At 31.5% G+C, this 24,812-nt stretch carries 41 protein-coding genes and 1 tRNA gene; 20 read left to right on the forward strand and 22 right to left on the reverse strand.

All coding sequences use genetic code 11. The features are described 5' to 3' along the window. Window positions 1–67: 67 nt before the first annotated feature. Together ACW9XH_RS01290 and ACW9XH_RS01295 are read left to right on the forward strand one after the other, a co-directional pair. Window positions 68–493 carry a universal stress protein gene (locus ACW9XH_RS01290; protein ID WP_457758834.1) on the forward strand — a complete coding sequence of 142 codons (426 nt, stop codon included), beginning with the start codon at window positions 68–70 and terminating at the stop codon, window positions 491–493. Then, the gene (locus ACW9XH_RS01295) at window positions 494–802 is read left to right on the forward strand and encodes a hypothetical protein (RefSeq protein ID WP_457758835.1); all 309 of its coding nucleotides are present in this window, start codon (window positions 494–496) and stop codon (window positions 800–802) included. 15 nt (window positions 803–817) lie between these two features. Here the strand turns inward: ACW9XH_RS01295 and ACW9XH_RS01300 are convergent, their stop codons facing one another. Continuing rightward, the gene (locus tag ACW9XH_RS01300; protein ID WP_457758836.1) at window positions 818–1,018 is read right to left on the reverse strand and encodes a hypothetical protein; all 201 of its coding nucleotides are present in this window, start codon (window positions 1,016–1,018) and stop codon (window positions 818–820) included. Between the two features lie 128 nt (window positions 1,019–1,146). On the opposite strand from ACW9XH_RS01300, the gene ACW9XH_RS01305 reads away from it, so the two are divergent. From ACW9XH_RS01305 to ACW9XH_RS01315, 3 genes are read left to right on the forward strand one after another with little or no spacing between them, the layout of a single operon-like run. Then, the gene (locus ACW9XH_RS01305) at window positions 1,147–2,595 is read left to right on the forward strand and encodes an RtcB family protein (protein ID WP_457758837.1); all 1,449 of its coding nucleotides are present in this window, start codon (window positions 1,147–1,149) and stop codon (window positions 2,593–2,595) included. Beyond that, a complete protein-coding gene (locus ACW9XH_RS01310) occupies window positions 2,592–3,008 on the forward strand; it encodes a DNA-binding protein (RefSeq protein ID WP_457758838.1) in 417 nt (138 codons plus the stop codon). The genes ACW9XH_RS01305 and ACW9XH_RS01310 overlap by 4 nt, the downstream gene beginning before the upstream one ends. After that, on the forward strand, window positions 3,008–3,319 hold the full coding sequence (locus ACW9XH_RS01315; protein WP_457758839.1) for a hypothetical protein: 312 nt from the start codon (window positions 3,008–3,010) through the stop codon (window positions 3,317–3,319). The genes ACW9XH_RS01310 and ACW9XH_RS01315 overlap by 1 nt, the downstream gene beginning before the upstream one ends. Here ACW9XH_RS01315 and ACW9XH_RS01320 read toward each other — a convergent pair. Continuing rightward, on the reverse strand, window positions 3,316–3,822 hold the full coding sequence (locus ACW9XH_RS01320) for a 30S ribosomal protein S11 (protein WP_457758840.1): 507 nt from the start codon (window positions 3,820–3,822) through the stop codon (window positions 3,316–3,318). The two genes, ACW9XH_RS01315 and ACW9XH_RS01320, sit on opposite strands and share 4 nt — an antisense overlap. A gap of 116 nt (window positions 3,823–3,938) precedes the next feature. Between ACW9XH_RS01320 and ACW9XH_RS01325 the strand changes: the two genes are divergently transcribed. Next, the gene (locus ACW9XH_RS01325; protein WP_457758841.1) at window positions 3,939–4,259 is read left to right on the forward strand and encodes a hypothetical protein; all 321 of its coding nucleotides are present in this window, start codon (window positions 3,939–3,941) and stop codon (window positions 4,257–4,259) included. Here the strand turns inward: ACW9XH_RS01325 and thiL are convergent, their stop codons facing one another. Both thiL and ACW9XH_RS01335 read right to left on the reverse strand, forming a co-directional pair. Next, window positions 4,260–5,210: a thiamine-phosphate kinase gene (gene thiL, locus ACW9XH_RS01330; protein WP_457758842.1), complete on the reverse strand. Its 951-nt coding sequence runs from the start codon at window positions 5,208–5,210 to the stop codon at window positions 4,260–4,262. Beyond that, window positions 5,194–6,492, reverse strand: coding sequence for a phosphomannomutase (locus ACW9XH_RS01335; protein ID WP_457758843.1), 1,299 nt, complete (start codon window positions 6,490–6,492; stop codon window positions 5,194–5,196). The genes thiL and ACW9XH_RS01335 overlap by 17 nt, the downstream gene beginning before the upstream one ends. A 53-nt stretch (window positions 6,493–6,545) precedes the next feature. On the opposite strand from ACW9XH_RS01335, the gene ACW9XH_RS01340 reads away from it, so the two are divergent. Further along, a tRNA-Thr gene (locus ACW9XH_RS01340) sits at window positions 6,546–6,619 on the forward strand. Between the two features lie 30 nt (window positions 6,620–6,649). Here ACW9XH_RS01340 and ACW9XH_RS01345 read toward each other — a convergent pair. Then, complete coding sequence (locus ACW9XH_RS01345) at window positions 6,650–6,787, reverse strand: hypothetical protein (RefSeq protein ID WP_457758844.1); 138 nt, start codon at window positions 6,785–6,787, stop codon at window positions 6,650–6,652. 38 nt (window positions 6,788–6,825) lie between these two features. Then, window positions 6,826–7,011: a hypothetical protein gene (locus ACW9XH_RS01350; protein WP_457758845.1), complete on the reverse strand. Its 186-nt coding sequence runs from the start codon at window positions 7,009–7,011 to the stop codon at window positions 6,826–6,828. Between the two features lie 57 nt (window positions 7,012–7,068). On the opposite strand from ACW9XH_RS01350, the gene ACW9XH_RS01355 reads away from it, so the two are divergent. Further along, window positions 7,069–7,281, forward strand: coding sequence for a hypothetical protein (locus ACW9XH_RS01355; RefSeq protein ID WP_457758846.1), 213 nt, complete (start codon window positions 7,069–7,071; stop codon window positions 7,279–7,281). 3 nt (window positions 7,282–7,284) lie between these two features. Here ACW9XH_RS01355 and ACW9XH_RS01360 read toward each other — a convergent pair whose 3' ends face one another. Next, window positions 7,285–7,545: a winged helix-turn-helix domain-containing protein gene (locus tag ACW9XH_RS01360; RefSeq protein ID WP_457759087.1), complete on the reverse strand. Its 261-nt coding sequence runs from the start codon at window positions 7,543–7,545 to the stop codon at window positions 7,285–7,287. 105 nt (window positions 7,546–7,650) lie between these two features. Between ACW9XH_RS01360 and ACW9XH_RS01365 the strand changes: the two genes are divergently transcribed. Beyond that, complete coding sequence (locus ACW9XH_RS01365; protein WP_457758847.1) at window positions 7,651–8,235, forward strand: hypothetical protein; 585 nt, start codon at window positions 7,651–7,653, stop codon at window positions 8,233–8,235. Window positions 8,236–8,237: 2 nt separating this feature from the next. On the opposite strand, the gene ACW9XH_RS01370 is transcribed toward ACW9XH_RS01365, so the two are convergent. Together ACW9XH_RS01370 and ACW9XH_RS01375 are read right to left on the reverse strand one after the other, a co-directional pair. After that, window positions 8,238–8,405, reverse strand: coding sequence for a hypothetical protein (locus ACW9XH_RS01370; RefSeq protein ID WP_457758848.1), 168 nt, complete (start codon window positions 8,403–8,405; stop codon window positions 8,238–8,240). Window positions 8,406–8,567: 162 nt separating this feature from the next. Then, window positions 8,568–10,319: an AIPR family protein gene (locus ACW9XH_RS01375; RefSeq protein WP_457758849.1), complete on the reverse strand. Its 1,752-nt coding sequence runs from the start codon at window positions 10,317–10,319 to the stop codon at window positions 8,568–8,570. A 75-nt stretch (window positions 10,320–10,394) separates the two neighbouring features. Between ACW9XH_RS01375 and ACW9XH_RS01380 the strand changes: the two genes are divergently transcribed. Continuing rightward, on the forward strand, window positions 10,395–10,805 hold the full coding sequence (locus ACW9XH_RS01380) for a cupredoxin domain-containing protein (RefSeq protein ID WP_457758850.1): 411 nt from the start codon (window positions 10,395–10,397) through the stop codon (window positions 10,803–10,805). Window positions 10,806–10,915: 110 nt separating this feature from the next. On the opposite strand, the gene ACW9XH_RS01385 is transcribed toward ACW9XH_RS01380, so the two are convergent. Next, complete coding sequence (locus tag ACW9XH_RS01385; protein ID WP_457758851.1) at window positions 10,916–11,137, reverse strand: histone family protein; 222 nt, start codon at window positions 11,135–11,137, stop codon at window positions 10,916–10,918. Between the two features lie 95 nt (window positions 11,138–11,232). Between ACW9XH_RS01385 and ACW9XH_RS01390 the strand changes: the two genes are divergently transcribed. Genes ACW9XH_RS01390 through cgi121 form a run of 3 tightly spaced genes read left to right on the forward strand, consistent with a single transcriptional unit; the run spans window position 11,233 to window position 13,236 of the window. Then, window positions 11,233–11,988 (forward strand): TatD family hydrolase, encoded by a 756-nt coding sequence (locus ACW9XH_RS01390; RefSeq protein ID WP_457758852.1) that lies wholly within the window; start codon window positions 11,233–11,235, stop codon window positions 11,986–11,988. A gap of 31 nt (window positions 11,989–12,019) precedes the next feature. After that, window positions 12,020–12,421, forward strand: coding sequence for a hypothetical protein (locus tag ACW9XH_RS01395; RefSeq protein WP_457758853.1), 402 nt, complete (start codon window positions 12,020–12,022; stop codon window positions 12,419–12,421). 41 nt (window positions 12,422–12,462) lie between these two features. Next, the gene (gene cgi121, locus ACW9XH_RS01400) at window positions 12,463–13,236 is read left to right on the forward strand and encodes a KEOPS complex subunit Cgi121 (RefSeq protein ID WP_457758854.1); all 774 of its coding nucleotides are present in this window, start codon (window positions 12,463–12,465) and stop codon (window positions 13,234–13,236) included. On the opposite strand, the gene ACW9XH_RS01405 is transcribed toward cgi121, so the two are convergent. From ACW9XH_RS01405 to ACW9XH_RS01425, 5 genes are all read right to left on the reverse strand, one after another. Beyond that, window positions 13,228–13,749, reverse strand: coding sequence for a THUMP domain-containing protein (locus tag ACW9XH_RS01405; RefSeq protein WP_457758855.1), 522 nt, complete (start codon window positions 13,747–13,749; stop codon window positions 13,228–13,230). The two genes, cgi121 and ACW9XH_RS01405, sit on opposite strands and share 9 nt — an antisense overlap. Further along, a complete protein-coding gene (locus ACW9XH_RS01410) occupies window positions 13,746–14,342 on the reverse strand; it encodes an L-threonylcarbamoyladenylate synthase (RefSeq protein ID WP_457758856.1) in 597 nt (198 codons plus the stop codon). Before ACW9XH_RS01410 ends, ACW9XH_RS01405 begins: the two co-directional genes overlap by 4 nt. 155 nt (window positions 14,343–14,497) lie before the next feature. Further along, complete coding sequence (locus ACW9XH_RS01415; protein WP_457758857.1) at window positions 14,498–14,785, reverse strand: winged helix-turn-helix domain-containing protein; 288 nt, start codon at window positions 14,783–14,785, stop codon at window positions 14,498–14,500. Between the two features lie 118 nt (window positions 14,786–14,903). Beyond that, on the reverse strand, window positions 14,904–15,542 hold the full coding sequence (locus tag ACW9XH_RS01420) for a hypothetical protein (protein ID WP_457758858.1): 639 nt from the start codon (window positions 15,540–15,542) through the stop codon (window positions 14,904–14,906). Between the two features lie 60 nt (window positions 15,543–15,602). Next, window positions 15,603–15,812: a hypothetical protein gene (locus ACW9XH_RS01425; protein ID WP_457758859.1), complete on the reverse strand. Its 210-nt coding sequence runs from the start codon at window positions 15,810–15,812 to the stop codon at window positions 15,603–15,605. A gap of 77 nt (window positions 15,813–15,889) precedes the next feature. Between ACW9XH_RS01425 and ACW9XH_RS01430 the strand changes: the two genes are divergently transcribed. Next, window positions 15,890–16,171, forward strand: coding sequence for a Fe(2+)-trafficking protein (locus tag ACW9XH_RS01430; RefSeq protein ID WP_457758860.1), 282 nt, complete (start codon window positions 15,890–15,892; stop codon window positions 16,169–16,171). Here the strand turns inward: ACW9XH_RS01430 and ACW9XH_RS01435 are convergent. Continuing rightward, the gene (locus tag ACW9XH_RS01435) at window positions 16,168–16,629 is read right to left on the reverse strand and encodes a hypothetical protein (RefSeq protein WP_457758861.1); all 462 of its coding nucleotides are present in this window, start codon (window positions 16,627–16,629) and stop codon (window positions 16,168–16,170) included. The genes ACW9XH_RS01430 and ACW9XH_RS01435 overlap by 4 nt on opposite strands. A gap of 79 nt (window positions 16,630–16,708) precedes the next feature. On the opposite strand from ACW9XH_RS01435, the gene ACW9XH_RS01440 reads away from it, so the two are divergent. The 3 genes from ACW9XH_RS01440 to ACW9XH_RS01450 are packed head-to-tail and all read left to right on the forward strand — an operon-like array spanning window position 16,709 to window position 19,161. Then, window positions 16,709–17,710, forward strand: coding sequence for an adenylosuccinate synthetase (locus ACW9XH_RS01440; protein ID WP_457758862.1), 1,002 nt, complete (start codon window positions 16,709–16,711; stop codon window positions 17,708–17,710). A gap of 49 nt (window positions 17,711–17,759) precedes the next feature. After that, entirely contained in the window at window positions 17,760–18,440 is a 681-nt protein-coding gene (locus ACW9XH_RS01445) for a hypothetical protein (protein ID WP_457758863.1), read from the forward strand. Then, window positions 18,421–19,161 carry an orotidine 5'-phosphate decarboxylase gene (locus ACW9XH_RS01450; protein ID WP_457758864.1) on the forward strand — a complete coding sequence of 247 codons (741 nt, stop codon included), beginning with the start codon at window positions 18,421–18,423 and terminating at the stop codon, window positions 19,159–19,161. The genes ACW9XH_RS01445 and ACW9XH_RS01450 overlap by 20 nt, the downstream gene beginning before the upstream one ends. On the opposite strand, the gene ACW9XH_RS01455 is transcribed toward ACW9XH_RS01450, so the two are convergent. From ACW9XH_RS01455 to ACW9XH_RS01480, 6 genes are all read right to left on the reverse strand, one after another. After that, window positions 19,141–19,560: a bis(5'-nucleosyl)-tetraphosphatase gene (locus ACW9XH_RS01455; RefSeq protein ID WP_457758865.1), complete on the reverse strand. Its 420-nt coding sequence runs from the start codon at window positions 19,558–19,560 to the stop codon at window positions 19,141–19,143. The genes ACW9XH_RS01450 and ACW9XH_RS01455 overlap by 21 nt on opposite strands. Then, entirely contained in the window at window positions 19,557–20,348 is a 792-nt protein-coding gene (uppS, locus tag ACW9XH_RS01460; protein ID WP_457759088.1) for a polyprenyl diphosphate synthase, read from the reverse strand. The genes ACW9XH_RS01455 and uppS overlap by 4 nt, the downstream gene beginning before the upstream one ends. A gap of 520 nt (window positions 20,349–20,868) precedes the next feature. After that, complete coding sequence (locus tag ACW9XH_RS01465) at window positions 20,869–21,018, reverse strand: hypothetical protein (protein ID WP_457758866.1); 150 nt, start codon at window positions 21,016–21,018, stop codon at window positions 20,869–20,871. Between the two features lie 69 nt (window positions 21,019–21,087). Next, the gene (locus tag ACW9XH_RS01470) at window positions 21,088–21,480 is read right to left on the reverse strand and encodes a hypothetical protein (protein ID WP_457758867.1); all 393 of its coding nucleotides are present in this window, start codon (window positions 21,478–21,480) and stop codon (window positions 21,088–21,090) included. A 406-nt stretch (window positions 21,481–21,886) separates the two neighbouring features. Continuing rightward, on the reverse strand, window positions 21,887–23,032 hold the full coding sequence (locus tag ACW9XH_RS01475) for a DUF373 family protein (RefSeq protein ID WP_457758868.1): 1,146 nt from the start codon (window positions 23,030–23,032) through the stop codon (window positions 21,887–21,889). Window positions 23,033–23,103: 71 nt separating this feature from the next. Then, the gene (locus ACW9XH_RS01480; protein WP_457758869.1) at window positions 23,104–23,604 is read right to left on the reverse strand and encodes a hypothetical protein; all 501 of its coding nucleotides are present in this window, start codon (window positions 23,602–23,604) and stop codon (window positions 23,104–23,106) included. 249 nt (window positions 23,605–23,853) lie between these two features. Here ACW9XH_RS01480 and ACW9XH_RS01485 point away from each other — a divergent pair, with 249 nt between their 5' ends. The 3 genes from ACW9XH_RS01485 (at window position 23,854) to ACW9XH_RS01495 (ending at window position 24,788) form a co-directional block, all read left to right on the forward strand. After that, window positions 23,854–24,000: a DUF5679 domain-containing protein gene (locus tag ACW9XH_RS01485; protein ID WP_014965714.1), complete on the forward strand. Its 147-nt coding sequence runs from the start codon at window positions 23,854–23,856 to the stop codon at window positions 23,998–24,000. A gap of 69 nt (window positions 24,001–24,069) precedes the next feature. Beyond that, window positions 24,070–24,492 (forward strand): translation initiation factor IF-2, encoded by a 423-nt coding sequence (locus tag ACW9XH_RS01490; protein ID WP_457758870.1) that lies wholly within the window; start codon window positions 24,070–24,072, stop codon window positions 24,490–24,492. Then, a complete protein-coding gene (locus tag ACW9XH_RS01495) occupies window positions 24,492–24,788 on the forward strand; it encodes a DUF424 domain-containing protein (RefSeq protein ID WP_457758871.1) in 297 nt (98 codons plus the stop codon). Before ACW9XH_RS01490 ends, ACW9XH_RS01495 begins: the two co-directional genes overlap by 1 nt. The last annotated feature ends 24 nt before the right edge of the window (window positions 24,789–24,812 follow it).

Here is a 24,812-nt window from a genome sequence, read left to right on the forward strand (position 1 = left end):
ATCAAAGATGAAAATCATCTTAGATAATTTCAATTGGATTTAAATCAAAAAATTAGATTGTTTTACTATGGGATTTCAAATAAAGAAAATTCTTGTTCCTTTAGATGGTTCTTCAAATTCATTTAGAGGACTAGGTGTTGCTATTCACATGGCACGAGAATCTCATGCAACTATTACTGGTCTTTATGTGGCAGGCATTGTAAAGCCTAGAACTAATGATCCTATCACTCCCTTGGAAAAAATTTTACTAAGTCATGCCCAAAAAATTATGAAAAAAGCTAAATTGCTAGCTGCAAAAAAGGGAATTTTATTTTTTGACAGGGTATCATATGGTGATGATGGAAAAAGAATTGTCGAAGTTGCTGAAAAACAAAACTTTGATCTTATTGTAATTGGTTCAAGAGGAATGGGTGCAGCAAAAGAGATTTTTTTGGGAAGTACCTCAAATTATGTCCTTCACAAATCTAACAAGCCTGTCTTAGTAGTGAAATAAATGATGGACTTGGAAACAAAATCAATAGCATATTTGGGGAAATTACTTGAAAAAACTCAAGAATCTTTTGATGGATTATCTTCTAGATGGGATGAATTACAACCCAAAAAAGAATTTAATGTAAAAATATCTGAAGATTTTCATCTTGGATTTGTTTTTGGAAAATTAGAGGATGATTTTGTTGGTTGGTTCTATTCAGAATATGGTAGATCAATGACTGATCATGAATATCTACAATTTTGGATAAAATGTCGTAAACTTGTCAGATCGTTACATGAAAAATACGATGTCTTTTATTTTCAAGAATAATCCAATACTGCTAATCTAACTTCTAGTTCGTTTCTTAACAGCTGCAACCTTTTTTGATGATCTAGCTTCATTTGTCTTTGCACTTGATTTACTGACTTTACCTTCAGTTTTCATACTTTTGCCGCTTCTTCTTGCTGCTCTGGAGGCCTTTGCTCTCAATGACTGCTCTTCTTTTTGTTTTTCAATTTCTTTTTCTGTTAATTGTTTTCTTACCACAAATAATGAAATAATTTAATCATAGATAAATTAGATCATTAATTTCATGTTTGATTGATTATTTTAAAATCATTTTACAAATCTCCTGATGATTTAAATTGGATTAAAGGGAATTTTTACCAATACTCATGTCTTCTAGTGTACCGAGAAAAATTGGAGAAAATCAATATCAGATTGATGCTGATTCCAATCTTGGAATGAGGGTTCCTGTAAGAATCTATGCTGATGAACCGCTAATGCAAAAAATGCTCTCTGATAGAACAATAATGCAGGCAAAAAATGTAGCCTCTATTCCTGGTATAGTTGGCCACAGTGTGGTTTTACCTGATGGACATGAAGGTTATGGTTTCCCAGTTGGTGGAGTTGCTGCTATGGATGCAGAAGAAGGAATGATTAGTCCTGGCGGTGTTGGGTATGACATTAATTGTGGAGTGCGTTTACTTCGTTCAAATTTATCTGAAGACACAGTTCGTTCAAAACTAAAAGAACTAGTTACAGATCTTTTTAGCTCTATTCCTTCTGGTGTGGGTTCTAAAGGATCTGTTAAACTTACTCCTTCTGAACTTGATGAAGTTTTAGTAAATGGAGTAAATTGGGCAATTGATCATGGTTATGGTTCATCAGATGACTCTGATGTTTGTGAAGAAAATGGTAAAATTCAAAATGCTGATCCAAACAAAGTTTCTGATAAAGCAAGAAAAAGAGGAGCACCTCAACTTGGCAGTTTGGGTTCTGGAAATCATTTTCTTGAAGTACAAAAAGTTGCAGAAATACATGATGAAGAAGCAGCTAAGAGAATGGGAATAGAGGAAGGGACAATTACAGTTTTGATTCATTGTGGATCTAGAGGCTTTGGCCATCAGGTATGCAGTGATTATCTTAGAGTATCAGAACAAGCTATGGAAAAATATGATATTCATTTACCTGATAGAGAACTTGCATGTGTTCCAAATAATTCTGAAGAAGGTGAATCTTATAGAAAAGCTATGTTTTCAGCATTGAATTTTGCTTGGAGTAATAGGCAAATGCTAACTCATTGGACGCGCAATTCTTTTCAGCGTGTTTTTAATCAATCAGAATCTGATCTTGATATGAAATTGGTTTATGATGTAGCTCATAATATTGCTAAAGTAGAAAAGCACAAAGTTGATGGTAAAGAACGTAATTTGGTTGTTCATAGAAAAGGTGCAACAAGAGCATTCCCTGCAAATCGAAATGAAATTCCACTAAAATATCGTGATTTAGGACAACCTGTTTTAGTTCCAGGCTCAATGGGAACTTCAAGTTGGATTTTACTTGGACAACCAAATTCAATGAATTTGAGTTTTGGTTCTACTGCACATGGTGCTGGCAGAACAATGTCTCGTTCTAAGGCTAGAAGAAATTTTACTGAAGAGGATGTAAAAAAATCTCTAAATGACAAAGGCATATTCATCAAAGCATTAACTAGAGACGGGGTTGTTGAAGAAACTCCTCAGGCATACAAAGATGTTGATTCTGTAGTTAATGTGTCTCATAATTTGGGAATTGCCACAAAAGTTGCAAAATTAGTACCTATTGGTGTGATAAAGGGTTGAGCGAAGAAGATTCTGAATTAGAAAGATTAAAGGCAAAACGACTAGCTGAAATGCAGAAAAATATTTCTACAAAACAAAAAGTTGAATCCGATACAAATTCTAAAAAAGAAATAATTTCTGAAAATCCACGTGACTCTCTTATCAAAATACTTGGATTTAGAGGATTAGAAGTTTTACAAAATGCTGAATCACAATTTCCCAATGAAACTAAAATGATTATTGAAAAACTATGCGAATTAATTAAAACTGGTGAAATTAATGAAAGTCTTGATGGGGGAAAATTGTTGACATTATTTAGATCAGTTGGTATGAATGTAAGAATGGCAACAAAAATCAATGTTGAACAAGATGGAAAATTTGTGTCTCTAAGTGATAAACTCAGCAATCAATCATCTGATGACGGTGATGAGTAATGAATATTGTTTTAGAAATTGGAACAAAAAATTACGCAGATGATTTATTGACAATCAAAAAAGCATTATCTCATATGGAAAGTCTTGTATCTGGTTATAACGGATATGCCCTAAGTGAACCTTCATCTAAATTTGGATGGACATTTTTTAAATTAGCCTTTAAACCAAATTTACAAAACGGAATAGAAGAAAAATTCTCTGATATGATTATGAAATATCCTGCAAATGATCAACATGGAAAATTTGCAAAATTTATGTCCGATTATTTTATTTCTAAAGGCTGTGATATTAAAATAAAAATATCTGACTAGACTCTTCTTCCTCTTTTTCCACCTTTCTTTCTGGTGGTGTCATGAGGAATTGGTGTTACATCATCAATTCGTCCAATTTTAAATCCGCCTCTTGCTAATGCTCTAATTGCAGCTTGTGCACCTGGGCCAGGAACTCTGGAACCTACTCCACCAACAGCGCGAACTCTGATGTGAAATCCTGTAAATCCTTTAGTTCTTGCAACATCTACAACTGCATTTGCAGCTTTCATTGCAGCAAATGGTGATGACTCGTATCTATCTGCATTAACATGTACACCACCAGAACTGATAGATACAGTTTCTGCTCCTGTAAGGTCGGTCATGTGAATAATTGTATTATTATAACTACTGTAAATATGAGCAATTCCCCATTTATCGGGACCCTCTTTTTTTGTCTCTGGTTGATTCTTTGATTTTACTTCGACTACAGATTCAGTCTCTTCGACTACAGATTCAGTCTCTTCAGCAACTTCTTCTTTAATCTGAGCTTCAATTTCTGACAATGTTTAATCAGGCCTCAAGGGGTTTAAAAAACATTGATTTTCTAAACTTGCCTTAATTTGGGCAAAAATTCATGATCAATGACTATTCATATACTATCTCTATTTGGATGCATTAATTGGCATCTATTCTATTTTTAGCCATTGGAGTGGCAGTTGCAGTGACATTGATGGCTTCATTAGCAATTCATTTTTTGACACCGATCAGTGATTCTGGTCTCTCTCCTCAAGAACAAACCTGTCAACAGATTGCTAATGAAGGATATAGAATTCATTCAATTTATCCTGATACTGATCTAGATTATCTACCTGATGATGATTTTAAACGTTTGATGTATCTGGATGAATTATGGATTACTGAATGTGTTAATGTTTTACCAGCTGAATCAATTTTTAGTATTGTAAATAATGTTGAACGAAATTTTTCTTATGGTGAATGATTATCCAAAATGCTTCCAACCGCTGTCTTTTAACTGAATCAAACCTTTATCGTTTTTAATGTATACTCCTTTACCTGACGTGACAAAACCTATTTCTATGATTGGGATTTTCAATAATTTTGCATTCTTTATAATTATTTTTTTGTCGTTTGGAGATACTGTAAAAACAAATTCATATTCTTCTCCACCATTGAATACTAGATTATTTAAATTTAATTTATAATATTTTACAAAATTTTCTAAATCTTTTAGGGCTGGAATTTTAGTTATGATAAATTTATTTTTACTTTGCTTTGCCATTTCATTTAATGTCGTAGATAATCCATCACTGGAATCCATTGATGATGAAAAATATTTTTTGTTTTTTATGCCAAAATTTAGTCTAGGTTTTGGTTTGATGACTGAATTAATTGCTTTTTTTACAAATATTTTTTCTCCTTTTTTCTTATCAAGAAGCATATTCAATCCTGCTGATGTATATCCAAATGGACCTGTAACAAATACCAAATCTCCTTTTTTCGAATCTCTTCTTGTAATTATTTTATCTGTAATTCCAAAGAGACATACATTGAATACGATTTCTTTTCCTCCATTCGTATCTCCTCCTAGCATTGAAATATTGAATTCTTTACAGGCTTTTCTAAATCCTAAAACGATTTGGTTAACTTTTGAGCGTGAAATTGTTTTTGGAAGATTAATTGAAATCATTCCATATGTTGGTTTGACACCTTTAGATGCAAAATCGCTTACACATGCTACAACACTTTTCCTTGCTGCGTCGGATAATTTCATTTTAGATGGAATATCTGTACTTTCTACTAATGTGTCTGTTTTTGCTACAATTTTGTTTTTACCTAAATTAAAAACTTCAACATCTTCTGAATCAAATTTCTTTTTACCTAATCCTTTCTGAAAAATTTCAATTATTGAAGTTTCATCTAATTTTTTCATAACTTTGATTTACCATTTTTATTGCATCCTTGACTATCTCTTTACATTTCTCTTCGTTATTTGATTCTGCTGAAACTCTAATGATATCTTCTGTATTTGATTTTCTAATTAATACCCAACTGTCTTCATCGATAATTCCTTTAATCCCATCCAATGTAATTATTTCAGAATAATTTTTAGAAAATTTGGATTTTACTTCTTCAATTGTTTTGTCATGAAAATCTGAATCAATTTTTGTTTTATCTCTTATTTGATTATAACTTTCCATGTAATTTAGAACTTCATTAAATTCTGCACTACCTAACATGGATGCAATAAGACCACTTGTAAGAATTCCTTCTCTACAATAATTGAATTCTGGTAAAATAAAACCCCCACTGCTTCCTTCGCCCCCAGCTTGAGCATTATTTTTTAACATGAGATCTATCACATTTGCTTCTCCTACTTTGGATCTTTGTACAGTTCCACCCTTTTCTTTGATGAACTTTTCAACTGAAACACTAGTATCTATACTAAGAACAAATTTCTTATATCCTAACTCTAATGATTTTGCTACGCCTAATCCAAGTGTGACATCTGGCGTTTGTTTTTTTCCATCATTGACTACCACTAATCGATCTCCATCTAGATCAAATGCAAATCCAATATCTTTTTTATTGGTTGTAGTTATTAATTCTGATAAGTTATCTGATGTGGGGTCAGGCCCTCTTGAACATGCAGAAATATTTTCATTAATTACTTTAACACTGCATCCAATTTCTCTTAATAATTCTGGAGCAAAGCCTTTGGCTGCACCTCCTCCAATATCCACTATAATTTCTGGCCTGTTTTCTAATTTTCCTATGATTTTTTTTGCATCTTCTATGTATGATGTTGATATTTTACTCTCAATACCGATTTTTGTTTTTAAAATTTTTTGATGCTGGATAATTTGAGGAAGTTCATGCTCATTTATCCCTCGTCCATCAATGATGAATTTCATTCCATTCCATTCTAATGGATTATGGGATGAAGAAATTACCAATCCTGCACCATAATTTCTTGCTTCTCTAAAAACCACTGGGGTTGGAACTGTTTCTAAATTAAAAACATTAATTCCATTTTTCATTAATGCCGCACTTGCTGTATCTTTTATCATTGATCCTGAAGGCCTGGTATCTTTTCCTATAACACATTTTTTTGATTTAATTAATGATGAAAAATTATTACAAAATTCAAGTACATCTTTTAGGTTTAAATCATCTCCAAATATCCCTCTAATCCCTGAAATTGTTTTTTTCATTTAGTCCATTTCGGAAAGGCTTTTTATTAACTCTGATGGATTTATCCAAACGTGCCTTGGTAGCTCAGCCTGGTAGAGCGAACGCCTCGTAAGCGTTAGGTCGCGGGTTCGTACCCCGTTCAAGGCTCTGTTAAATTTTTAAAATTTTAGATAATTGTTAATTTGATTCAATAACTGTTTCTATGTCTGTTTCTAGTTCTTTTCCTAAACCTTCCCACCATTGTTTTGTTTGATCTGTCAAATAATTCGCCTTGTAATTTACTTGAAATTGTCCTTTATAGATCTGTCGGTTCATTAACTATTGATCAATCCTTAACGATATCTAAAAATATTCTAACTTTCTTTTTCCTCTTTCTTATTTTTCATCTTCCTATAGATTATTATCATGAGGGTGGCACCTGCACAACCCCAAAACAATGGTGATAATCCTGGATCAATGGTTGGTTGTAATATTCCCATAAAACCTAGCGACATTATTGCCACAAGAATTAATCCGATCATTTCAAGTAATTTTGCCATTTCGCTATTGATTTTCTTAAATCAAAAAGATATATGGTTTTGTAAATCCAGTGATTTATGGATAAATATCTATTAGTAATTTTAATTTTTATGGTTGTAACTATTCCAATTGCATTTGTTGAACCATCATCAGGAGAAATTCGTGATCGTCCTTATTTTGAATTAATGTGGATTGCTATAGCCGGAATAATTATCATTGTTCTTTACAGTTCTTTCAAAGAAAGAAAAGAACGACAAGCATTTAATGCAAAAAGAAGATCTAGAAAATAAATTTTAAAGTTCTAATCCAAATGACCCTGCAATACTTGAGAAGTTTATGTAAGAGTCCAAATATTGTCTGCCCTTTGAAGTAATTACAAAAGTATTCTTACCGTCAAATTCTATTTTGTTGATTAGACCAGCTCCTGTCAAATTTTCCAAGAATTTTGATAATCTTGAATGTGATAGATTTGCCTTTGTAAGAAGTGATGTCGTTTTGATGCCTTCTTGACCAGACTGTTGAGTTGCATCTAGTAAATCTGCAACAATTTGCATACTGGTTCTATAGGAAGCCATATGTAACTAATTTTAAAACTATGATATAAGGGTATTACCACTAATTCAGATCAGATAAATAAGCTCTGGCTTGATTTTCGTGCAATGCCTTCACAATCACCAATTCCTTGGTTTGATGACTTTGTAGGTATTGCGTATAGATATTATGATCTGAGGATGAATGTTGTTCCATTATTTACTGATAGGAAAGAAGCAGCTTCACTCTGGCATGACACAATACATTCTTGGGTAGATCCATCAATTAAAATTAGATTTTTAGAGATCGGTGACAAATATTGGTTTATCATGGGTTCAGATTCACAAAAACCTGACACGAATCTATCTTTTTTTAAGGAATTACCAAAATCTGAAAATTATGAACGATTCAAAAAAGGTCATGATGGTGAAGCATATCTTAGATTGGGGATATATGTTGAAAAATTACTTGGTGATGTAAAGAAAGATGCAATGTGCAATTGCAGTCATGAAGCCCAAGATCATGATGAGGGTGACGGGGATGTCTGTCTATTTAACAAATGCAATTGTAAGAAATTTTCAAGTTTTCAAGTTAATTTACTAAAAAAGAAAAAAATAATTACTGACATTAAATTTTTAGAAGAAACTGATGTAAAAAGTGATCCACTTGTTTGGAATTGTATTAACATAAACAAACTTTCAAAATTAGAATAGAATTAATCTAGATGTTTGTTCACTCTAACGTGTTCACCTGGATAATATTCGCTAAGTTTTTTTGAATAACATTTACCACATAATGTGCCATCAATTTTCCATTCTTCCATGGCCTTGAAATGAAGTTCTATTAGATCACTGCAAATTATGCATTTTTCTTTTTTACCCAAGTAACACTGCTCTTTTCACTCGATATAAAAAACATTCTGGAATAAACCATGTTTAAAAAAATTATGTTAAATATTACTGGTTTATACTCAATTTAGGTAGGCAGTCTGACCAATGTAAACCTCCTGCAAGATTTTTACTTGGTTGGACTACTACCTTTGAAATTAAAATAAACTAGATGTGAGTTTTTTCAATGCTAAAATTTCATCTTCTTCTTGTCTGATTTTTTTATCAATTACTCGAAGCATTGAATCATTCCAAACATGTTGAGAAAAGAAATTGTGTTTGGTATTTGCCAATTCAATCTCATCATCCACCACTGTATCTTCAAGAAATTTCGTCACAACTACATCTGCAATCTTTAAAATTCTAGAATTAAGTTTAAAACTACGAAAAATTGGTTCCAATTTTCTCACATCCCCTTTAAAATCTCCTTTTGACTCGAGAATTTTTTTATGAAGTATTCTAAAATATACTGCAACATAAAATAATGTTGCATACCTTTTTGTTTTATGACCTCCTTGTTTTCCATATTTCAATGATTTTTTTGCAAATTCTTTCACAAGATACGGATATAGTAAAATTCTATAATCATCTTTAAGATTCTCATTAAATATGTCATCATACTTACTTCCTCTTGGAAGAAATTGAGCTGGTGAACTATATGCTTCTGTAGGCCTCTGTTCAATTCCTGCAACTAGTGATTGTATTGCATCTTTTGCAACAATGACTTTTTTATGATTGTCTGGAAGATAGTTGTTGTATATTACATCTCCGTCATACTCACATTGTTTTGATTTAGTTTTTGTATCAAAAGAACCTGCTTGAATCTCATAAAAATAACCACAATTTTTCAGCTGTGCTTTCACTGATTTGTGAAAATCCATTAATGAAACTAGATCTTTTCCTCTCACTGAATTTTGAGAATTTCTATATTTTGTAATGTTGTTTTGTTCTTGTTCATCATCTGCTTTGATAATTGTAACCGTCATTGAACCATCCATGTTTTTTGTTCTCTTTGAATGATCAAGAATTGAGTTTGATGTTTGTGCTCCGTTAACAATTTGAGGTGCATGAAGTTCAATCATGTTTTCACCTAACTCCGAAAAATCACTAACTACAATAGTTATTCCATTGTTGTAAAAGAAAAATTTGCCTGGGTTACTTTGTAAGGTTTCTCTTAACCCTTTGTTAACTGTAGTTTTAAACTGCATCCATTGTCTAATGTTGGATTCAAAGACATAATCTTTATTCTTACTTACAAATTCAGTTAATTCACGTAACTTCAAAATCCCTAGAATGGTGTTTTCATGTCTTAACATTCTTTCTAATTTGATAGATGATTTTTTACCAGCTGCTGGTTTTTTTATTCTATCCCATAGTTTTTGAATTATTACTTTTTGGTCTATGATTTCTACTATATCATCAGTATAGTCTACGTCTTGATCTGTTACATAACAACATTTTATCTTTAGATTTTTTTCTTTAATTTTTGTGACAAGTTGAGCAAGTTCGGGTCTCATTTTCACCACGTCTTTTGCAAGTAATCTTTGTGCGTCTTCTTTGAATTTTGCAATAGCTTCTAAAGAATGCGATGTTCCGTATTTTGATTGAAATAATCTAATAGTATTATCTGAGAAATCTACGGGAAGATAGGCATCAATTCCTAGATCATTTGCTCCGTCTACAATTGCATCAGCAGCATCATCTTCGGTGGCCTCAAAAACTCTTGTTAAAATCCATTGAAGGAAATTATTTCCTTTCTCTACTTCATTTTTTGAATTTTCCGCATACTCGTGAATACTTTCTTGTATATTTTCTGCAAATCCTTCTAGTGGGGGACTGGAATTCTTTTGAACTAACAATGTGTGTGAGCCCGGTATGTATTCTAACAATCCATTTCCGTTTTGAGACAATTATGTCTTCTAATGTGTTATATATTTAGAGAATTAGGTAATTATGTAATAACTTTGAAAAGGAAATGATGTGATTTGCTAAAAAAAATAATGATAATTGGAATTATTGCAGTTATTGTAATTATGATAATCGCTTTAATGATTTCAGATTTTTCCACTGAGGAAAATTCTGAAGAATCTGAGGTTGTTGTTACAGGTGACATTATAATGCCTACAAAATCTTCCAGACCTGGATGTGAGAAGATTGATAGATGTTACATTCCCTCTCGTATTGTTATTGATTCTGGAGAACAAGTTACATGGATAAATGAAGATTCTGCATTTCACAGTGTAACTTCAGGATTTTATGATGAACCTTCTGAACTATTTGACAGTGGACATCTAGATCCATATCAATCGTTTACTGTTGATTTTGATAAAAAAGGCACATATGATTATTTTTGTACTCTTCATCCTTGGATGAGTGGACAGGTTATAGTAGAATAAGGTACCCGAGGGAGTCGAACCCCCTTGTATAAGCTTTGCAGGCTCACGCATAACCGTTCTGCCAGAGTACCGTTTTAAAAAACACAAAATGAATAATTAAACTCTTTAGATCAGAATTTGTTAAATGGTTTTGAAGCCAACTTCACATCTTCCCCTTTTATCGTTTTTCTACTAGCGTGAGAAGCCATATCGACTGCACTTTTAGCAATGCCGTCTGCAATCTCTTCAATTATTCTCCTCAATTCCTCTGCTGATTCGTCACTTACTCTTTCTGCACCTGCTTTCTTTAGAATTCTATACATTGCAGATAATCCTAATTCCGATGATTTCATGAATTTAGTTTTAATTTTTTCCGAAAAAAGATAACGAGTGAAAAAATGTCACCAAGGAATCGATTTATACAGACTATTTGGTTGATTGATAAAGAATGACTTGGTATTTTGATTCTCACATACATTTGTCTGATTCTGAGTATGTTTCAGATATGGAATTTCTTTTAAAGCAAATGGAATATTTGAAAATTAAGGCATGCTGTGTTTCAATGGATTATAATAATTCATTACAGACATTAGAACTTGCTAAAAAAAGTAATTTGATTTTACCTTTCATAGGCATTCATCCTGAATGTGCTAATGATGAAATTGAAAATATTTCTAAATTGATTGAAGAAAATCACGATAATGTTGCTGGAATAGGAGAAATTGGATTAGATCCAACTTATGTTGATAAAAATGAAGATGCAGAAAAACAAATCCAGGTATTTGAAACATTACTGTCATTTGCTGAAAAATTTGACAAGCCGGTATCAATTCATTCAAGAAAAAGTCTCGATGATATTTTTGAAATTATGACTTCGTATAATACAAAACACGCCTTATTGCATTGGTTTGATGGAAGTAAAAAACAACTTCAAAAAGCTATGGATATGGGATTTTTTGTATCCTACGGGCCTGTGATGATCTATGCAAATGATAAGCAAACTTTATTGTCAAAAACTAATGAATCTCAAATTCTTGTTGAAACTGATGGTCCTGTGAGATTTTCAAGATGTTTTGAAATGAAATCTGGGCAAATTAGCTTTATCCCCAGTGTGATTTTCTGTGCTTCAAAAATTTTAGGTAAATCTTTTGATGAGATGGCCTCTTTGTTAGAAATAAATTCAAATTCATTTCTTGGAATATAGGTATAAAATACCCCCTTTCTTTAGATGCCTAGTGGATAGAATAAAGCGAATTTCATATGAAGTTCTAGTAGATCACAAATCTAAATTTGGTGAAGATTTTGCTGATAACAAAAAGGCATTAGATCAAGTCTCCATAGTACGTTCTAAAGGACTGAAAAATGAAATTGCAGGATATATTACAAAATTTATCAAAAAAGAAATCCGTGAAGAAAAAGCAAAACAGGCTAGAATCACAGCATCAAAATCTGAACAGCAAGTTGATGAACCATCTGAAATAGAATTAACTGAAGATATTGTTGCCGAAGAAATAACTGAATCTGTTGTAGATGATGAGATCGTTATGGATAATGAATCTGTTGTAGGGGATGAAACTATCATAGAAATGCCTGCTGAAGTGGAATCTTCTGATAATGTGGAAGAAAAAACTGAATAATAAATTAAATATTATTTATCAATTTTAAATTAGATATCGGTATGTTCATTGTAAAATTCGTAGGTGGCGCAAAAAAGTCTTTTCCGATGGAACAGCTGAAAATTGATAAATCCAATCTAACCATCCGAGAAATGATCAATTTACTTTTAGAATTAAAACCTGTAGATACCCCTAAACTTGACACTGATAATGTTTTAATTGCAATTAATGGGGCTGACTCTTCTGCAATGGATGGAAAATCTACAATAATAAAAGAAAATGATCTTGTAAGTATAATTCCTGTTATTCATGGGGGCTCATCAAAAAAATTTAGTTTTGAATTTTCTAAAAAAACAATCCAAGTTATCGGAATAAAGGGCCAAAAATCAATTGACGTAAAATTCATAGACGACTTAAGAAAAAAATATCCTAAAATTCTTCTTCAAGCTGTTTCTAGTAATTTTATTTTAAATAACTATCATTTAAAAAAAATTATTTCACTATCCATTGAATCTGAAAATAATTCTATTTTACTTTCAAATAAACTTGAAACTGATATTATAATGCGATTTGCTTTAACTACACAAATTTCTGATGCAATTAAAAATGCTGGAATAAAGCCAAATATGGATTTCACAATTATTGCAATAGGAAATAAAAAAACTCTGAATTCTTTATATCTGGAATTGATGCCAATCTCCACAACAATATTTTCAAAAAATAATGAATCTTTTCTAAAAAAACATTTCAAAATAACTACAAAACATACTAATTCAATACATTCAAAAAATCCTTTAGCTGATATTCTGGTTGAAAAGGCTGCTGTATTATTCTGACATACTTCGTTTAGTCTTTTCAGTACTAAGTATATCTGATTTTTTTAGAATAGACACTCCTGTTTTATTGCCTAAAATCTCAATTAATAGAATCTTATCTGGAAATTCAAGAGAAACTTTATTTTTTATTTTATTTGCTATTCTTGTGATTATCTCTTTACTTGATAAATCTGAATTTCTTTTTTCAATTGATATTCTATATGTCTCCTCATCTAAAATTTGATCAGACAGTTCTACTACACTTTCTTCAATTTCTTCAATTTTAGATTCAATAACTCTCTGTATTGGTATGATTCTTTTACAATATCTTACACTCCATGGCTCATCAAGAAGCATTTCTTTGATTCTTCTTACAATTTCAATAGGATCAAGTTTTGTTTCGGCAGTCAAAATTCCTGACATGTTAGTAATTGTAATTTTAACATCCGAATCCCCAAACTCTCCTAAAATATCTATTAATTCATCTTCAGTTTCTGGTTCTAAGTGCCTAGGACAAGTAATTATAAGATTCATAATTGTAAAATTTCTTCTTTAGTTAAAGAACCTTCCCGGATAATATTGATTTCTTCATTTTCTATCTCGATAATAGTTGATTCACCACTACTAGTAATTATTCCACCATCAACAAAAACGTCATAATTTTGTAAACTCTTTAAACATTCTTCTGGATTTGTATATGATAAATTTCCAGAAATATTTGCACTAGTTCCAACAAGATAATTACATTTTTTTAACAACTCTAATGTGCATTTATGATCAGGCACTCTAATGGCAATTTTATTTTTCAAATTCATTGATTCTTTTATTTTTTTATCTGTCACTTTCAAAATTATTGTTAGTGGGCCTGGCCAAAATTTTTTAACAATTTTCTTAGTAAATTGATCAAATTGAGCTATTCTTTCAGCTGTTTCTATGGAATATGTTAAAACCGGAACTGATTTTGTAGTGTCTCTGGATTTTATTTTATATATTTTTTCTATTGATGCTTTATTGTATGGATCACATCCTATCCCGTAAACTGTATCTGTTGGAAAAATTACGATTCCACCTTGACTGATTATTTGAGAAGCTTTCTCAATTCCCTCTTTGTCACAACTTACTTTCAATGATCATTCTTATTTTTTTTCTTTAATTATCATTTACATTTGAATGCATTTTTAACATCTTATGCTATAATTTGGAAAATATGTAAACTGCAGATTATGTATATGGTGGTTCTGAAGATGATTTTGATGATAATTTAGACGAATTTGATAAATTACTATATGCTTAATCCAAAATTATCTGCAAAGTTTGTGAATCTATAATATGCTTGTAAAAACTCTCTTCCTGGCTGGCTAATTTTATATTTGTTTGAACCTTGATTCTCTACTTTCTCTAAGAGTCCTTGTGATACTAGAGTTTTCAAAATGATTGAAATCCTTGAATGTGAAATATTGGCTTTTCTAATTAGATAAGTAACTGATGCTCCATCTTCGTCTTGCAAGTCATCCCTTGTTGTTGCTAGGATGTCTCCAATAATTTTCATATGTGTTCTATATTCGGCCATTTACTTATTGATAATTATCTTAATTTCTATGATAGGACACTGATATTTTCCAATATACTAAAAAGATAAAAGAATTTGACAAATTTTTAATTCTTTGAAATTTTGAGCCTGACAGTAATTATTCTAAATCATCAAATTTTATCTTTGTTAATGGCACTTTGCTTACTGGAATGAATAATGCTATCAATCCACCAATTTTGATAATCATTGATGCTGAGTATAAAATTGATTCAGGAAATACAAATGAATACCACCCCACAAATTCCCCCAATGCTAAAAGCCCCAATCCTACAGAAACTGAAATTGCCCCTTTATTCTTATTATCAAAATACGATAACATTGTTTCAATTGCACCATATGCTAAGAGGATAAATGATAACGATCTAAAAATATGCTCCAATTGAACAGATGAAACTAGGAATAGTGGAATTATTCCTACTGATCTAAAGTAACTAGATTTTGGAAAGAATGATTTTATGCTATGTGAAAATGCAATAAAAAAATATCCAACTGTTTGAATTGCAATTCCTAGAGTTTGAATCCATCTTTCCACACTTCCTGTTTTTGTTACAAAGTCTTCCACCATGTATCCTGTCCATATGACGAAAAATCCTAAACTAATTGAAGAAAATGCAATTGTTAATCTAAATAATGTTGGACTTCCTGTATTTCTAAATCCAATATATGACATTATGCCGATTGCAAGTCCTACCAAAAACCCTACCAAGTTAAGAATATTTTCTAATAAAAATTCCAATGATGAATAGAAATGAGTTTAACTAATTATTTTAATCTGATGAATCATTACACTATTTTGTTAATCCCATTCATCCAAAGAACCTGAAGTATGGCCTTCTGTACTGCTTGCATAATCTCCTAAAATATCTGAATATTTTGGTTCATTATGAGCTACAAATTTTACATATTCTCCATAACTCATATCCAGATCACAAGAACCACATTTAACAACTGAATAATCCATTGCCAATTCAGCATCTTTTTTGCATTTTGGGCATTTTATCTTCATGCCCACACAGTTCTTTGATAATTATTATTGTTTTACATTCAAAAAAAGATAAAAGGAGTTCTCTATTCTCAATTTTCATGAGTCAAACTTGTACCAAATGTAAGAATTCTATTCCTGATAGTGAAGAACTTGGAGTTGTAGCTGCAAAATATCCCACATGTAACAAATGTTGGGCTGAATGGAAAGAATATCAAATTATGGTTATGAATGAAATGAAATTAGACATGTCTATGCTGGATCACAGAAAATTATTGAAAAAGCATGAGAAAATCTTTGTAGGTGTATTATCTCCGGAAGGAGAAGTAATTGATTATTCCAACGAAGATAATAGAAAACCTGATGAGCCTGCAAATGTCTAAAAATTCAAATGTTTTTTAGCATTTTCAGGAATAACTATCATTATTCGTCTTTTTGAATCTTCATCCAAACCACTGATTATTTTTTTAATTGTTTTTGCAAGAATTTCTCTCTCATTTTCATCCAATGTCAAAAATATCTCTAAAATTCCATCAATATTGAAAGTGATTAGTTTTTGTGGTGATCTAGCAACCTCTGCAATATATGCTGAAAATAGTCCCTCTCTTTGTTCTTCAGATAATGTTGTTAAAATTTTGAGCCATGTTTTAAAAAGTTTTGAAAAGTTAGGAAATGGAATTGTAGGACCAGCTTCTAATGCATTGTTAATCACTTCCATTTTTTCATCATCAGACAATGAAAAAAATTCAATCATTCTTTTTTTTAAAATTGGACTTCTTAGAAAATCTGGTAAATTTGCCAAGTTGATAATAATATTTCCTGCGAAATTTTCACCAACCATCGATCTAAACTCGTCAGTGTTGAATATAAAATCATGTAAAATACTTTAGCTTAAATAAACGAAATAGGCGTTTAACAACATGACATCAACTGTGGTTGTTGGCGGATTTTTTGGAGATGAAGGAAAAGGAAAGATCATCTCATATTTGGCAATTAAAGATAATCCAAAAATAATCGTTCGTGGTGGTGCTGGTCCAAATGCTGGTCATACAATTAGAGATGGAGATAAAGTGTATAAGGTAAGAATGTTGCCCAGTGGATTTCTAAATAAAAATGCCAAAGTAATGATTGGACCTGGAGTTGTAATTAATCCTGATGTTCTCAACAAAGAAATTCAAGATTTTGATGTTACAGGGCGTGCATTTATTGATAAACACTGTGGAATCATTGAAGAAACACATCTAACTCGAGATTCAAAAGGGGATTTGAAAGAAAAAATTGGAAGTACTGGTTCAGGAACTGGTCCTGCAAATGCTGACCGCGCAATGAGAGTTTTAAAACTAGCAAAAGATTTTGATTCTTTATCATCATTAATCGTGGATGTTCCTTTAGAGGTGAATTCTGCACTTGATGCCAATGAGAATGTCTTGGTAGAAGGCACGCAAGGAACCTTTCTTTCATTATGGCATGGAACCTATCCTTTTGTTACCTCCAAAGATGTCACTGCTTCTGGGATTTGTGCTGATGTTGGTCTTGGACCTACTAAGGTTGATGAAGTGATTGTCGTTTTCAAATCCTATGTTACACGCGTTGGAACTGGACCTCTTGACAAAGAACTTTCACTTGAAGATGCAGAAAAAAAAGGTTGGTCTGAATTTGGCACAGTTACAGGTCGTCAAAGACGTGCTGCAGATTTTGATTTTGATTTAGCTAGGCGCGCAATCATGCTTAATGGTGCAACACAAATTTCTATAACAAAATTAGATGTGCTCTTTACTGATTGTGCAGGTGAAACTTCTTATGATAACTTGTCTGCAGATGCAAAAGCATTCATTACAAATATTGAAAAAGAATTAAACACGCCTGTTACAATTATTGGAACTGGTCCTGAAGTCAAAGATGTGATTGATAGAAGAATCTAGGCTCCTTTGTTTTGGATAAGTTTAATTTGATAACCGACATCTAATTCCTGTGGACAAGTTACAGACTACTGATAAATTACCACGTTACATTCAAGTTCATTCAACTTTAGAATTCACTAGGCTCGTTTGTGCATTAGAACGTGCTCCACGTGTTTCATTTTTGCATGATTATAATGGAAAAAAAATTTTATCTGTACAGATGGATGTTTTAAAAGAAAAACCAATTGTATATTACACACCTCTAGAAAATAATGGTCATTATCTTTGTTATGGATTAAAGGGTGGAAAGGAAGAATCTGAAATTGTCGATACAACTTCTGATGCCAGTAAACTTTATTCTCCAATTGTTAGAATAAAATCATTACCTAAAACATTGCAACCTGGAAATGGTACGCTTGACAGGTATCAGCCTATTGAGTTAGAAGATATGTCAAGTCTAGCAAAACTTACTTGGGGCATAGAGGAAATTCCCTTTCCATTGTTCTTGTTTCCTCATGGTGATAAATGGCTAATTGGGGTTTTCATGAATTTTAATGATGAAGGAACATCCTATTTTTGTCATGTCGTATTGGATTCGGATCCACAAAACCCATTTTTAAAATTCTCTACAGTAAATGGCACTCAACCTGCATTTGTAGCAAATCCTTCTGAACATGGTTACTCTTATATCAAAATAATAAAATTGAAAGACACTCATCCACTAGTAGATTATGGCCACCTTCAAAACTAGACTTTCTCAGATCTCAAAAACTAATGGCAAAGTAATTCTTGCCAATGATTATGATCTGTCTGTTAAAAATTTAGAATCAAAAACAATTCAAAACATAAAGCAACTACATCCATTTTTGTGTGGAATTAAACTAAATTTCCATCTACTTCTTCCATTGGGAGGTAAAGAAATTCTAAAAATTAACAAAACAGCACATAGATATGGATTACAAACCATTGCTGATATCAAATTAAATGATATTGGAAATACAAATAGGGTGACTGCTGAACATTTATGGAATTTAGGATTTGATGCAGTAATTGCAAATCCGATTATGGGTCTTGACAGTTTAAAAAATTTAGTAAAATCTGCTCATAAAAATGGGAAAGGCGTGATCACATTATGTCATATGAGTGCACCTGAAGCTAAATTATCATATGATATGGAAATTAAAATGGGACAAAAACAACAATTATACCAACTATTCTTGAATTGGGCTCTAACTGCAAAAGTTGATGGAATTGTGGTAGGTGCTACATTTCCAAAGATCATTCAATTCTGTTCTAAAAAAGCAGGAAAAAACTTGAGTATCTTTTCTCCCGGTGTTGGTACACAAGGTGGCAATGCAAATGAAGTAATCTTATCTGGAACTAATTATCTAATTGTAGGTAGATCTATTCTAAATTCTAAAAATCCTGTAAAAGTTGCGAAAGAATTACAGTTACAGAGTTTTGGAAAGTAACATCTGTGCTTTTGTTAAAACTGTTTTTGCATTATCAAAAGTAGTTTTTTCCATTGCAGTGTTATAATCCATCCATGTGTAATCTGTATGTTCATGAGATATTTTTACATCTTTAGAATTTGTTTCAGCCAGGAAAAATACTACTTTCTTATGTACTAATTCACCTTGATATTGAAAATTATATTCAATCCATTCCTCAAAATTTTCCACAAATGTTACATCTGTAATTCCTGTCTCTTCTTTTGTTTCTCTTATGGCTGTTTCATGAATTAATTCCCCTTTTTCCATTTTACCTTTTACAAAGTCCCAATGACCTGAAGGATAATGTAAAAGTAAAAATAAATTCTTAGATTCTTCTTTTCTAAATAATACAATTCCCGCAGACGTTTCTTCAATCATTTTCCCAATCTCCTCTTCCTCACTTGATATGTTCTAATTGCTCTCATTAAATCTATTTTTCTAAATTCAGGCCAAAAAATATCCATAAATATTAATTCACTATAGGCACTTTGCCACATTAGAAATCCACTCAATCTCTTCTCTCCTGAAGTCCTTAATACCATATCTGGTGATGATTGTGGTAAATGTGATGTGTAAAGATTCAATTCAATTTCTTTTTTGTTGATATCTTCTACATTAAGAGAACCGTCTTTTATCTTACTTCCAATTTTCTTTACTGCATCTACTAATTCATTTTGTCCTCCATATGCAAGCGCAATATTTAGAAAATGACTGTCATAATCTTTTGTTGCATCATCTAATTGTTGTAAAATTCCTTTAATGGATTCTGGGAGAAGCTCTATTCTTCCAATTCCTTTTACTCTCATTTTACTTCTGTGAATTCTTGGATCATTCAATAATTTCTCTAATCTCATTTGAATTAATTCATAGAGATATTTCAATTCATCATCTTCTCTTTCAAGATTTTCTACTGAAAGTGCATACAAAGTGACAATTTTAATATCAAATTCTTCGCACCAGTCAAGAAGATTTTCTACTGCATCAGCTCCCTTCCAATGACCTTTTTTTGGCATTGCTAGGTGTCTTTTTGCCCATCTCCTATTACCATCTAAAATTAAGGCAATGTGATTTGGAATATCTCCATTTTGAATTTCTTTTTCTAATCTTTTACCATATATCTTATAGAGGCCTGATAGCTGAAAAACTAAATCCTTAATCTTACTAATGTTTGATCACCATTTGATAATTCGTACTTGATAGAAGATATCAGTGTTTTTCAGAAATTGGATTTATTGATCCATTTCAGAATTAAGCCTTTCGCATTTTCACGCACAGATTATGACAAAAGGTGTCAGATAGAGTGTCAGATTGCACAAATCTCTACATTCCACAATGGTATGGGTCTCCAATATCTACACATTACAAATTTCACAATTTTCTCCAAATTTTCACAATTCCCAAAGCGGATGCTTTTCTTGATCAGCATTTTGACCACAATTTCTAATCCTATTTATCACAAAGATCTAAAATTTGTCTTTTTTTGATATGTGATCTATGTATTTTCCTTAAAATTTGCTAAATTTGTGATTAATGGTGGTCAGACACGTATTAGATAGATTTCATCTACAAGTGAGATTTTTCTTGATTAAAATTCTTCATTATCGGATTTGTATTTTTCAGATTAAACTATATTCATGATAATTAAGTAAGATTCATGCCTATAATTACAATAAATATGATAAACAATTAGATTTTTGATTTCTTTTTTAATTTATTTTGATCTAGTAGAAAATTAATTTTTTTTTCTAATTTCTCAATGGCGTTCTTTTGTTGTTTTAGATCTTTTTTCATTTTTTTGATATTCTCGCTTTGTTGTTTATCTGTTAATTCTGACAATGAATTTTTAAATTAAATCTACCATCTAACTGTTTCGAGATATTCATGAGTTAAAATTTGGTTTGTTATCTATCTGGAAAATAATTTTGTAAAAAATGATTTCTTTTTTCTTATAGGTATGGATGTTTTTACCGTCTTTGATCTTTGTTTATCGAGGATGTCATCAAGATCTTTATCCGAAATTAATGTATTTGAATTATTCTTCTTTAATTTCGTTGTTTTAACCACACTTCCTTGTAGTTTTTGTATCTTATCTTCTAATTGCTCGTTCATGGATTCTAAATATGCCTTGTCTGTTTTGTAAATTGGTTTGTTCTTTTCTATACATTCTATAATGAATCTTAATCTGCCCTGATCCCACATTCCTGTGTTTAGAAGATCTGTTGCCATTTTTTTATAATCTGGGTTCAATTTTTTACCTGATTCAAAATTACTAATACTCTTTTCATTTTTATTTGTCATAATTAATTACCTGAAATCAAATCCCATAAAAATCCTAAAAATTCTTTTATCATACTTTACATTACAAAAAAATAGTTAATCACAATACTAAAAAATCATTGACCTTGATCGAACCAAAATTCAGTCTAGATTTTAAATCATTTTCCATAATATTTAAAAAAGTCATTCAGATTGAACTAGGCATAACAATCAGATTTGAAAGTATGAATTTTATACATTTTAACACAACATAATGGAATTATTTCATTATCAAGTAGGATTTCTTTGATCTATATTCTTGTGCTATTCCAAACTCTGTACGTTCTGTAATTTGATGTATCATTAAATATAAGAAACGAGTAAAAATATTCTTCAAGAAACCTGTGTAAGGAATACTTTGCAGGCTTGGACATCTTTCAGAATGAATTCAGTCTGAAATCATTTCTTGATCTTTATGTTTTCTGTATTTTTTAAAGAGGATTGTGGCTGAGATCAACGTTGCTGCCAACCCTCCTAATAATGGTGGAATCAAAGTAAGAGAGGGCTCATTATTAATCATAATGTTGGTAAATTGTAATATGGTTGGATAAAGCGCACCCAATACAATTATTCTCAAAGTATCGCTAATTTGTCTTGGAATTCCTCCTATCCAATTACTTAGCAATGTTCCTGCAAATATTGAACCCATCCCAATCCATAAAATTGGTATTATTCCTGATACAAATTGACCTACAATTACTTTGTCTGTGATTATTGAAATCAATTGTTTATCTGCTTCAACTAATTCTGGATCTACAGCACTAATACCAGCTGGTATTGATGAAAGAATTAGTAGTACTCCTGCAACCATTGTAAACATTCTGATAAAACCCATCGGTGTTGGTTTTGACCAATGTGATAACACTCTATCAATATCAAATGCTCTAATTAAAAACGCAGCACCCAAAATACTTACAAGTACTGCAAATATTTCTGCAGTATAACCCAATACAGTTGCCACTCCTCCAATTAACAAAAGAATTCCTGGAACTCCTAAAAAGAATTTAGAATATTTTGAATCATATGCAAGCATTTTAAGATATTTTCCAAAAACCGCATAAGAGTATTCGACACTTCTACTAACTTTCATTACTACACGTTGCACTGATACCACTGGAAGTACATTTTGAATTACTGGTATGACACTTTCATCATCTTCGCCATCAGAAACAATAACTGCACCGTTTGCAGGAAATTTTTCTAAAACCTTTCTTGTTTCTAGTAAAATTTTCTCATCTGCTTGAACTCCTCTGCTTTTGACTCCTGCAACAGTTACAACCTCAACTTGGTATCCTTTACTGATTAAATCTTCATATGTTTTAATTGCTGCAAACATTGAATTTGAATCTGCATCTTCGGGATCTTCCAAAGCTAATCTCTGAGCTGCCTCAATACACGCATCTCTGCCTATTACAGGCGTTATGATTCCAGCCTTATCTCCTATGTCGTTATCTCTGTCAATACATATTACTAGTAATTTATTTGCAGTCGATTGATTCACATCTTTTTCAATTTTCCCTGTTCTTTGAGACATTCTAATTTCTCTTACAGAATTCCCTTTTAACAATTTCCAACTATTATGAATAGTAAAATTTGGTTTTGAGGCTAGCCTGGTCTTGATTGATCAGAGATTTTAACAAATTCTTTAGATTCTAATTTTAACCTGTCTATTTTTTCCAAAGTTTCACTCATTTCATCTTCTGTACTGTCATTTTCAATCATTTTGGCTAAAACCTTGGTTTCTAAAATATGGGAATTAAATGATTTTAGAGCATCCATGTAGCTGATGTAGCTTGTTTGCCATTCTTCAGACGGTTTTGATGTAACAAATTCACTTATCTGCGTAGTTACTTGAGATGATGTCACTTCAGTCACTCTGATATATTCTTGTGGGGAAATCTTTCCTGTTCGTAGATTATCATATTCAATCTCAACTGATTCTTCTAAAACTTCATGAATATTTTTTACCCCATCTAAATAATTCTCATAATCAGACACAACAAAAGTTGTCTCGATATCTTGAGGAATTATCCATAACAAAAAACTTGCACCTGTAATTGCAGCTAAAATTATAGCTGTAGTTGCAATTCCTTTTTTTGATGCCATTTTGTAATTTTACTAATAAGGAGCTTATAATTGGTAATAATTGATGAAATCTTCATTTTTCAAATAAATAGTGAAAAAAATATGATTTTTTAAAATATTATTAATTTTTTTTTAAAAATACTGATTTTTTTTGTAAATATTTAAAAAATATTTATTTTGATGCCTAAAAAAATTTACGTACATCTAGTCTATAGTGAAATAATTTTCACAGCCTCTGCCTAAATACCACAAAGTTTGAGAAATTTCATAATGGTTCAAGCATATTGCGTAAAATGCAGAGCAAAAAGGGATATCAAAGATCCCAAAGAAACTACACTAAAGAATGGACGTCCTGCTGTAAAAGGTACGTGTCCAACATGTGGTACAAACGTCTTCCGTATCGGAAAGATGGAATAACCTCACACAAGGTCCACACGATTTCTCTTTTTCAAAACCCATATAGGGTCAACCATGCATTATTTTTTAGTGGCTAAATCTGACTATGAACACCTGCTTGATCGTATTAAGGATAATCTGGGTGGGACTGACAAGGAATCTCAAACTAGATTTGAGCTTCCTGTGGTTGATGTAATGTGGGAAGGACAAAAGACATTTTTGAGAAATTTTTCAGAATTTCCAAAGATTCTACGTAGAGATCCTGACAAAGTTTTGCAATATCTTTCAAAAGAATTTGCAGTTCCAGCAGAAAGATTGGGTGATAAGGCAATGTTTGTTGGGAGAAGAGCTCCTGATGATTTTACAAGATTATTTCAAATTTACGTAAAAGACTATCTTGAATGTCCAACATGTAAAAGTCCTGACACAAAAATTCTAAAAGAAAACCGAATATCATTTTTAATCTGTGAAGCATGTGGGGCAAAATCTACTTTGAAAGGTAAATATGCGTAATGCAATTCTCAGTACGAACTAATAACTATCAACAACAATCAATGCTCAATATTTGCGATGCTGATCTACTTGGAAAAAAAATAATTGAAAATGATTTGACTATGCACATTAGTGAAAATTATTACGGAGAAAGATTTGTTGAAAAAGACGAAGCTGAGTCTTTGTTAAAAAATTCATCAATAATTAACATGGCTGGAAAAGAAACTGTTTCATTATCTTTAAAACTTGGAATTGGTTCTGAGAATGCTGTGAAGATAATTTCCGATGTTCCATTTTTAATTATTTTTAACATGTAAAGTTGTTTGATTTGGTTTTTACTT

Source organism: Candidatus Nitrosopumilus sp. bin_32a (assembly GCF_054095935.1).

Coding starts and splice junctions, on each gene's coding strand:
- ACW9XH_RS01360 (WP_457759087.1), bottom strand. CDS start 7,545: ATGCAAATTGTTGCAGATTTACTAGATGCAACTCAACAGTCTGGTCAA.
- ACW9XH_RS01335 (WP_457758843.1), bottom strand. CDS start 6,492: ATGAAAAAAACAATTTCAGGGATTAGAGGGATATTTGGAGATGATTTA.
- ACW9XH_RS01495 (WP_457758871.1), top strand. CDS start 24,492: ATGCAATTCTCAGTACGAACTAATAACTATCAACAACAATCAATGCTC.
- ACW9XH_RS01440 (WP_457758862.1), top strand. CDS start 16,709: ATGACATCAACTGTGGTTGTTGGCGGATTTTTTGGAGATGAAGGAAAA.
- ACW9XH_RS01430 (WP_457758860.1), top strand. CDS start 15,890: ATGAGTCAAACTTGTACCAAATGTAAGAATTCTATTCCTGATAGTGAA.
- ACW9XH_RS01450 (WP_457758864.1), top strand. CDS start 18,421: ATGGCCACCTTCAAAACTAGACTTTCTCAGATCTCAAAAACTAATGGC.
- ACW9XH_RS01435 (WP_457758861.1), bottom strand. CDS start 16,629: ATGGTTGGTGAAAATTTCGCAGGAAATATTATTATCAACTTGGCAAAT.
- ACW9XH_RS01345 (WP_457758844.1), bottom strand. CDS start 6,787: ATGAACCGACAGATCTATAAAGGACAATTTCAAGTAAATTACAAGGCG.
- ACW9XH_RS01385 (WP_457758851.1), bottom strand. CDS start 11,137: ATGAAATCATCGGAATTAGGATTATCTGCAATGTATAGAATTCTAAAG.
- ACW9XH_RS01355 (WP_457758846.1), top strand. CDS start 7,069: ATGGATAAATATCTATTAGTAATTTTAATTTTTATGGTTGTAACTATT.
- ACW9XH_RS01365 (WP_457758847.1), top strand. CDS start 7,651: ATGCCTTCACAATCACCAATTCCTTGGTTTGATGACTTTGTAGGTATT.
- ACW9XH_RS01485 (WP_014965714.1), top strand. CDS start 23,854: ATGGTTCAAGCATATTGCGTAAAATGCAGAGCAAAAAGGGATATCAAA.
- ACW9XH_RS01295 (WP_457758835.1), top strand. CDS start 494: ATGATGGACTTGGAAACAAAATCAATAGCATATTTGGGGAAATTACTT.
- ACW9XH_RS01415 (WP_457758857.1), bottom strand. CDS start 14,785: ATGGCCGAATATAGAACACATATGAAAATTATTGGAGACATCCTAGCA.
- ACW9XH_RS01305 (WP_457758837.1), top strand. CDS start 1,147: ATGTCTTCTAGTGTACCGAGAAAAATTGGAGAAAATCAATATCAGATT.
- ACW9XH_RS01315 (WP_457758839.1), top strand. CDS start 3,008: ATGAATATTGTTTTAGAAATTGGAACAAAAAATTACGCAGATGATTTA.
- ACW9XH_RS01470 (WP_457758867.1), bottom strand. CDS start 21,480: ATGACAAATAAAAATGAAAAGAGTATTAGTAATTTTGAATCAGGTAAA.
- ACW9XH_RS01455 (WP_457758865.1), bottom strand. CDS start 19,560: ATGATTGAAGAAACGTCTGCGGGAATTGTATTATTTAGAAAAGAAGAA.
- ACW9XH_RS01425 (WP_457758859.1), bottom strand. CDS start 15,812: ATGAAGATAAAATGCCCAAAATGCAAAAAAGATGCTGAATTGGCAATG.
- ACW9XH_RS01390 (WP_457758852.1), top strand. CDS start 11,233: ATGACTTGGTATTTTGATTCTCACATACATTTGTCTGATTCTGAGTAT.
- ACW9XH_RS01290 (WP_457758834.1), top strand. CDS start 68: ATGGGATTTCAAATAAAGAAAATTCTTGTTCCTTTAGATGGTTCTTCA.
- ACW9XH_RS01480 (WP_457758869.1), bottom strand. CDS start 23,604: ATGGCATCAAAAAAAGGAATTGCAACTACAGCTATAATTTTAGCTGCA.
- ACW9XH_RS01405 (WP_457758855.1), bottom strand. CDS start 13,749: ATGAATCTTATAATTACTTGTCCTAGGCACTTAGAACCAGAAACTGAA.
- cgi121 (WP_457758854.1), top strand. CDS start 12,463: ATGTTCATTGTAAAATTCGTAGGTGGCGCAAAAAAGTCTTTTCCGATG.
- ACW9XH_RS01350 (WP_457758845.1), bottom strand. CDS start 7,011: ATGGCAAAATTACTTGAAATGATCGGATTAATTCTTGTGGCAATAATG.
- ACW9XH_RS01475 (WP_457758868.1), bottom strand. CDS start 23,032: ATGTCTCAAAGAACAGGGAAAATTGAAAAAGATGTGAATCAATCGACT.
- thiL (WP_457758842.1), bottom strand. CDS start 5,210: ATGAAAAAATTAGATGAAACTTCAATAATTGAAATTTTTCAGAAAGGA.